The following is a 7,578-nucleotide window of genomic DNA, read 5'->3' on the forward strand; positions in this document are numbered from 1 at the left end:
TTTATTTGTAAAATTCCATTTAAATTTTTGTTCGTGATATCGTAATCTTGGGGCGGGAAGGGGGCTTGAATTGCGAGGTCGCTCCCCTTCCCGCCCCAAACCCCACCCATCCCCCTACGACGCTAGCGGTGGTGCGGACTGCGTCCGAGCATTTTTATTTTGCGGCTTCGCCGCAAGTTTTGATTTTAAAATTTCTTGCCGCAAAAATCGTAAAATTTCAATTGCACTACAAATCGGCGCTGTATTTTGCTAAAATACCGATAAAATTTTAAAGGATGAAATTTGGAAAATTTTGCTTTTCTTCTAAATTTAGTGATATTTTGCATCTTGGTTTTTATGTTTTTTAAGATGCGCAAAAGCGGCGAGCAGGCTGGCAAGCCGCAGATCGCCACCGACATCACGCGGCTTAAAAGCATCGGCGAGCTGAGCGTTTTTAAAATTTACTCCAAAGAGATCGTCACGCGCAAGCAAAACGTAGGCAGCGGGCTGCTGGGCTCGCTCGTCTCGCCACTGATGACGAAAAAGCAGATCGCCATTATCTTCGAGTTTGAGATCGAGTTCGTTTACGACCTGCTAAGCCCCGACTTTGCGATACTGCCGCAGGGCGAGGATCGCTACGAGATCAAGATGCCGCCGTGCAAATACAAATACTCGATCAAAGATATGAAAATTTACGACGAGAAAAACGCCAAGCTATTGCCGTTTCTGCTGCCCGATTCGCTAAACGGGCTATTCGGCGCGAGCTTTGACGAGAGCGATAAAAACCGCCTGATCGACGACGCCAAGGACGAGGTCAAGCAGCTCTCGCTAAAAATCATCAACGATCTTGGCGGCAAGATCCACAAATCCGCGACCGATACACTGGAGGCGATCGCCAAGAGCTTCGGCGCGAAGGAGGTCGGATTTATCTTCCAGGACAAAGCGCTTCAGAGCATCGACATAAACTCAAACGAGATCGCAATCGATAAGTCGCTAAAATCGCAAATCGAGAAGTAGATGGAGCTTTTTAAGGCGCTTTTTAAAATTTATTTTGCCCGCATGCTCGCGTTTATGGATGCTTGCGCGAAGGCTTGGCGGAGGTTTTATGAGCCGATCAGGCTGCGCAAAGAGAAAAAGCGTCTGCGCGCAAAGGGCTATTTTACCGAGGATGCGACGTGGGCGGAGTTTTTTGCGGATTTTAAATTTTGCAAATGCTTCATCATCAAAAAAATCCTCTATCCAAACTTCTATGCTATCAAAAACTCCTCCAAATGGGAGGCGGGCTCAAAGCGAGCTAGTTTTACGGTAGGCTCGTTTGTATACGACGAGATCGCGTGGGTGTGGGTGCCGCACGCCTTTGACGGCGGGCGAAAAAACGATCTAGCGAAGCTAAAAGATCTACTGCAAAAAATCCCAGCACTGCGCTACGAGCAGAGCGATACGGGGATTAAAATTTTCGGCTACGAGTAAGGTAATTCGGCCGGCGAAAATTTGGTGATGAAATTTGGTGATGAAATTTGGTGATGCGCTCGCGCCGAGAAATTTCACGCATTCGCTGCGAAATTTCGATACGTTAGCGCCTCGTACATGCACGTTTGCTCGGCGTGAAATTTGCACGCTCTGGGCTGCTGCGAAATTTCGGGCAAATACCCGCTGCATAAATTTGATGCAAAAAGCGGGCTTGCATTTTGCGCGTAAATTCTGCGCGAGCGTGCGTTTGTGCGTGGGATTTGCGCGCGGCAGTTGTTTTTGGTGCGGCGTCTTGCGGATTTAAATTTATGCGCTCAATCGCGTCGTATTTTTGATACGCGGCACGGCACGGAATTTTGCCGTTTAGGAAGCGCGCCGTGCGGCAAATTTCGCAACAGAAAATGTCGCATCAATTTCGCCGCATTCAAATTTCGGCAGGTAAAATTTGCCTTGCGGCATCGTGTCGCGCAAAAATTCGCCGATCGCGGCGCAAAAACAGACGCGCTCAATTTCGCGGTAGAGATTTCGGCGCGGCACAATTTGTAAGCGTAAAATTTACCGCCTGTTTTCATTGCGTTGGCGTGAGCCGACTTGAAGCGCGGCACAATTTGTGGATGCGAGACTGCGCCGCAGCGGTTCCGGCGATGCGGCAGATGTAAATTTAAAAATAAAGAGCAAAAATGGTTCAACTACTACTTGATAAAGCGAGGGCTCTGCTTGCGCCCGCGCCGAAATTTTATTTCGGCCTATGCGGCGCGGTGGGTGTATTTTGGCTCGTCGTCGCGCTTAATTTGATCGTTTGCGCGGCGCGGGCGTATTACTTTTACGGCGTGGAAGATCGCATATTTTCGCGGATCTTTGAGGATTTTTGCTGCATTTTGATCATAAATTTGCTCATCTTTCATCTCTGCTTCGTCGTTTTTAGAAGATTTTTCGGGCTTGCCGCTCTGTTTGTGCTAGCGATCAATACGCTTTGTGCGGCTATCTCGCTCTTTTTGGTCGTTTTTTTTCGACTCCGCTTTTAACGTCGTCGCGCTCGATGCGATAATCCACACCGACGCGAACGAAAGTAAGGAATTCGCCGCGCAATTTCTCAGCGCGGGCGTGATCTGCTCTTTGCTCGCATTCGCGACCGCGACGTTTGTCGCGCTGAAGTTTAAAAAAAGCTCGTGCAGCGCGAGGCTGCGAGCCGCATTTAGCGTGATCTATCCGATTTGTGTGGTCATTTTTTGCATTTTTACGGCGACCAAAATCGCAAGCGGTGGCGAGCGTTATCGCGCGACGCTCGGCACATACGCTCCGCTTGAGTTCGCGTTCGTCGTAAAAGATTATCTCGGCGATGCAAATTTCCTTGCCGATCTGCAAAGCATCGAGCGTGGCTACGACGAGGCGAAGCGGGCGAATTCCGCGCTTGATTTTAACGCAACGCAGATTAAAAACGTCGTGCTGATTATCGACGAGAGCCTGCAGCGCGGCCATATGTCGCTTTACGGATACGGCAAAGATACGACGCCTTTGCTAAACGATCTGCAGCGGCGGGGGCTGCTTATTAAATTTAGCGATACTGTTTCGTGCTACGGCGCGACCAATCCCGCGCTGATGCGGATACTTAATTTCAGCGACTACGAAAGCGAGCGCGAAAGGCCGTGGTTTGAGAGCCTTAGCATTATCGATATGTTCGCGCTGAGCGGCTTTCGCACGATGTGGATCAGCAATCAAGAAGCCTTCGGCAAATTTGCCCTTAGCGCAAAAAGTGCCGCCGATCGCGCCGAAAAAAAGCATCTTTCTTTCCACAAGCGATCAGCTCGATAGCATGCGAGTCGCGCACGACGGCGCGCTGCTGCCGATCATCAAAGAGGCGAAAAAATCGCAGCGCGAGCGAAATTTCTACGTCGTGCATCTCATGGGAAATCATATGGACTATAAAAAACGCTATCCCGAGGAATTTGATAATTTAAAAGCGACGATATCGCCTTACCGTTTACGCAAAAGCAAAAGGTCACCCTCGCGTGCTGCGATAACAGCGTGCTGTATAACGACTACGTGGTGAATGCAATTCATCGGATGAGGACAGCCTCATCGTCTATCTCAGCGATCACGGAGAGAATATCTATGAGCAAAACGGCCTCATCGGGCACAACATCAATACCCGATTCACCTACGAAATTCCGCTGCTTTTCATCGCTTCAAAAAGCTTTATCGCCGATCATGCGGAGCTTTGGCGGCGCATAGGCGCGGCGAAGGACGAGCCTTTTATGAGCGACGATCTGGCTCACGTGCTCGCCGATATTTTAGGCATAGAGCCGCTGCAGTTTAACGTGCGCAAAAGCCCGCTGCGCGATGAATTTGACGCTTCGCGCAGGCGAATGACGAACGGGGTGGATTACGACGAAAATTTAAAAGGTAGGGGAGGATACGGGCGGTAAACGGCTCCGCGCCGAAATTTAAGGCTTTACGCGCCGTATTGCTTCCGATGCCGTCTACGATCGGGCCGGCTCGAAGCTGCACTTGATTTTGCCGCGAGCGTCAAATTTAACGCCCGTATTTTCGGCGCGAAGCGACCGTCTAACGCAATCGCGCTCGGAAATTTACCAATATCGCGGAGCATTTGCTACGAGCCCGCAGCATCAATTCGGCGTTACCGTTGCGCTGCAAATTTATGCGCCGGCGTGATGCTAAATTCGTTTCTTGAGGATGGGCGATTTTTGCGATTTCACAATGTAAATTGAGCGAAATTTATTACGTTTGTGCTTTAAATTTACGCCGCAAAACGAATATTTTTTAATGCTACTTTAAAAATTTAATAGTTAATAATTCTCTAATATTGATAGGAGTATAATACATTTCAAATTTTAGCGTGCAAAAGCGTCGCTAAATTGAGTTCGCTTGCCGCTATTTCATCTCGCATTTATGGAGGAGTTCAAAATGCACAGTAAAACTATCGGCGCGAGTTTATCTTTGGCGCTCGCCGGTCAACTTTACGCGATACCCGTTGCGAATCCGCTTACGATCGATAAAACCACGGATTTAAATAATTACGACGTATATGAAAAAGACGTCGACGACGGAACCCTAACGGTAAAAAATCCGACCGTCGCGCAGATAATTACGCTCGATAGCCAACCGAGCGATAATTCCCCGTTGAATAATATCATCGTAAATAGCGCCACGGCAGCCGATCAGACGCTTAAGGGCAATGCTTTGACGATGAACGGCGGTACGCTCAATAGTATAAACGTAGCTTCCTCGCAGCAGGACGGTACCGTATTTAGCGAAAATACGCTGAATCTAAACGGCGGTGAGCTCAGGAAAACGCATCTCGTTGAATCAAACGGTAGAGCTACGGCTACGAAAAATGTCTTAAATTTAAACGGCACTATGATTTATCACGGTCTTTCGGTTGTAGATATCAATGGGGGTGCGGCGAATGAAAATACGCTTAATATCAACGGTACCAAAGGCGAACGTTTAACGACTACCTTTACCGCTGCGTATCTCGGCAATAGCGGTACCGCCGATGGTAACGTTTTAAATATCAACGGCGGCACGATCGGCGATTCGTTGAGCGCTATGCGGGCCGCATTTGCATGGGGAAATAGTAAGCTTACGAACAACGTCGTAAATCTCAAAGATGCGGACGATCTTCGCGGTAGGATAGACGTTGCAAATATAATGTGGGCGCACGACGGTGCGGAAGCGAGAGATAACGTGCTTAACGTATATGTCCGCGATAAAGATTGGAGCCGATTGGATCTCTGCGTCGCATTCGGTCGGGAAAACCAAAAATTAAGCGGTAACACTTTCAACGTCTACGGCAAAAACGATACGTTTAAATCGATCGCGGGCTTTGAAAAACTCAATTTCTATCTAGCCGCGGATACCGCAAACGACGAGACGATTTTAAATTTAGTAAGCGGCGAGCTAACCGATATAAGCAAAGCGACTATCGGCGTGGGTATAGCAAACGGAGCGGATAAGCTCAAATCGGGCGATCATGTAAATCTCATAAAAACCGCAAGCGGGATAAAATTCGGCGATATGGCTAACCGCTCCGAACAGTTAGTTCAAAGCGGGCTTTCGACTGCCTATACATTCGCCTTGCGTAGCGCTAACGACGATAAAGACCTGATCGCCGACGTAACCAAAATCACGATAAATCCCGATCCGCAGCCTCTGCCGAATTCTGATCGAGTCGGAGCGAAGCTAATGGCGCAAAATAAAAATACGCTGGAAACCGGCGCCGCGGTGCTAGGCGCGATAAATCAAAGCGACGATATCCTTTCGGGAATAACGGATACCGCAGACGGAACGTTTGCGTATGCGGGAGGTTTTAATATGCGCTACAATTCCGGCTCCTATGTAGAAAACAAAGGTATCTCCGTGCTCGCAGGAGCGATGGGCCGTATTGGGGACGGCGCGAGCCTGGGAGGATACGTAGAAACGGGCGGCGGTAAATATGAGAGCTTCAATGATTTCGCCGTCAAAGGCAGCGGCGATCTCAAATACGCGGGGGCGGGCATTGTGAGCGAATTCGACTTGGCAGAAAATTTCTATGCCAAATCGGGAGCCAAAATCGGTCGCATCAAATCGGACTACGAGGCTTCTCTGGCCTCGGGAAGGGCCGAATACGACGTAACGAGAACCTACTACGGGGCAAATTTAGCCCTCGGCAAGATTTTCGAGCTGAGCGCTAATCTCAATGCGGACGTTTATGTCAAGGGCTTTTATACGTATATCGATTCTAAGAAAACGGAGGTCTTGGGCGAGGGCATCAAGCTGGAGGGTATCGATTCTGTAAGAAGCAGGGCAGGCGCTCGATTTAATTTCGACGTAAGCGATAACGTGGAGCTTTTCGCGGGAGCCGCTTTCGAGCGAGAATTTAAAGGCAAGATCGGCGGCTATAATAGTACCTACGCTATGGATATTGATGCCGCGAGCGTCAAGGGCAATACCGCTATCGGCGAGATCGGCGCGAAGTATTCGAGCGGCAAGCTGGATACTTCCTTGAAACTAGAGGGTTTAAGCGGCAAGAAAGAAGGGATCAACGCGGGATTGCGCTTCGTTTATAAATTTTAAGCGGCTAAAGTATGCTTTAGCCTGCGTCGGTGCAATCAAAGGGCGGGATTGAAATTGAAATCGAAGCTTTTAAATTTAGGTATAAAATCAAATTTTTTAGCTGCATACTATTGAAAAAGATTGGGCTTGCCGAGCGCATCGTCTCGGGAGCGCAAACGACGGATAAAATTTCGTTTGGATACGAGCCGATATGCCTGCAAAAGGCGTATGCATTGAATTTGAAACGCCCGCTTTCATTATGCGCGATGAAGATATTTTAAACTCAAGGCATCGTAACGTCGCGATGTAAATCTCAATAGTCGCGTCGTAGCAAAGTTTGCAAACCTTTCGCGGCGCATTTTTCGCTACAATTTACAAAACGGCGTCAAAAAAAAGCGAGCGTCTTTGGCGCAGACGCTTGCTAGGTCCCTGCTACGCCGCGTTTGCAAACGCCGTCGCCGATACGCTCGGGCTGAGCGGCGCGCAACGAGGATTTAAAATTCCAAACTCCGCCTTTGCAAGATGAAATTCCGCGCTTATTTCGTCGCACCGTAAATTTTAAAATGTGCGAAATTGTACCGCTTAGGCGATCGAAAAACAATCGCAATGCGGCGATTCAAATTTAAACCTCTCGCGTAAAATCGTCGCCCTGCGCGCCTAATGCCACAGATCCTGCGAGCTCGCGGAGCTTTTCATACTAGGCCAGGCAAGGAGCAGCACCGCAGGCGCCAAGGGCTCGAATAACAAATTCGCTAGCGCCATGTATTTTACGACGCTTGGGGTGATGAGGGGCGGCGCGAGTACTTGCAGCATGCCGTAGATGATGTCTGCGGCGACATCAACGATTAGCAGTGCGGCGTATACGGCAAAAAACTTGTATCCGGTAGCGGCGCGCAACTTAAAATTTATAATTATCCAAGAGAGCGTAACCGCAAAAATCAAATACGGCACGTATATTTGCAGCCTATTACAATCACATCTTCTGAGTATATAAATGGCTGAAAAATATAGTAGCGCCGCAAGCGCAATGCTGTAAGCGTATTTGAAGATTATAAAAACCTGCGGGCCCGTGAT

General features: G+C 48.8%; 8 protein-coding genes and 1 pseudogene. 8 read left to right on the top strand and 1 reads right to left on the bottom strand.

Annotation, left to right across the window (positions count from 1 at the left end; all coding sequences use genetic code 11):
• Positions 1 to 282 precede the first annotated feature (282 nt).
• From Q0140_RS09675 to Q0140_RS09710, 8 genes and pseudogenes are all read left to right on the top strand, one after another.
• Entirely contained in the window at positions 283 to 996 is a 714-nt protein-coding gene (locus tag Q0140_RS09675) for a DUF4230 domain-containing protein (protein WP_297964111.1), read from the top strand.
• Positions 997 to 1,449 carry a hypothetical protein gene (locus Q0140_RS09680; RefSeq protein WP_297964113.1) on the top strand — a complete coding sequence of 151 codons (453 nt, stop codon included), beginning with the start codon at positions 997 to 999 and terminating at the stop codon, positions 1,447 to 1,449.
• 680 nt (positions 1,450 to 2,129) lie between these two features.
• Positions 2,130 to 2,474, top strand: a complete 345-nt coding sequence (locus Q0140_RS09685) for a hypothetical protein (RefSeq protein WP_291936246.1) — start codon at positions 2,130 to 2,132, stop codon at positions 2,472 to 2,474.
• On the top strand, positions 2,425 to 3,261 hold the full coding sequence (locus tag Q0140_RS09690) for a sulfatase-like hydrolase/transferase (RefSeq protein ID WP_297945390.1): 837 nt from the start codon (positions 2,425 to 2,427) through the stop codon (positions 3,259 to 3,261). Before Q0140_RS09685 ends, Q0140_RS09690 begins: the two co-directional genes overlap by 50 nt.
• Before the next feature lies 1 nt (position 3,262).
• Complete coding sequence (locus Q0140_RS09695) at positions 3,263 to 3,499, top strand: hypothetical protein (protein WP_297945387.1); 237 nt, start codon at positions 3,263 to 3,265, stop codon at positions 3,497 to 3,499.
• A 16-nt stretch (positions 3,500 to 3,515) separates the two neighbouring features.
• Positions 3,516 to 3,875, top strand: a pseudogene (locus tag Q0140_RS09700) (sulfatase-like hydrolase/transferase); the annotation flags it as partial.
• A gap of 499 nt (positions 3,876 to 4,374) precedes the next feature.
• Positions 4,375 to 6,525, top strand: coding sequence for an autotransporter outer membrane beta-barrel domain-containing protein (locus Q0140_RS09705; protein ID WP_297964115.1), 2,151 nt, complete (start codon positions 4,375 to 4,377; stop codon positions 6,523 to 6,525).
• Between the two features lie 110 nt (positions 6,526 to 6,635).
• Positions 6,636 to 6,785 carry a hypothetical protein gene (locus Q0140_RS09710; protein WP_156187200.1) on the top strand — a complete coding sequence of 50 codons (150 nt, stop codon included), beginning with the start codon at positions 6,636 to 6,638 and terminating at the stop codon, positions 6,783 to 6,785.
• A 376-nt stretch (positions 6,786 to 7,161) separates the two neighbouring features.
• Here Q0140_RS09710 and Q0140_RS09715 read toward each other — a convergent pair.
• Positions 7,162 to 7,578: hypothetical protein (locus tag Q0140_RS09715; protein ID WP_297964117.1), on the bottom strand; the 417-nt coding region annotated here is incomplete at its 5' end.

Source organism: uncultured Campylobacter sp., assembly GCF_938045405.1.
In the GTDB taxonomy this organism is placed as follows: domain Bacteria; phylum Campylobacterota; class Campylobacteria; order Campylobacterales; family Campylobacteraceae; genus Campylobacter_B.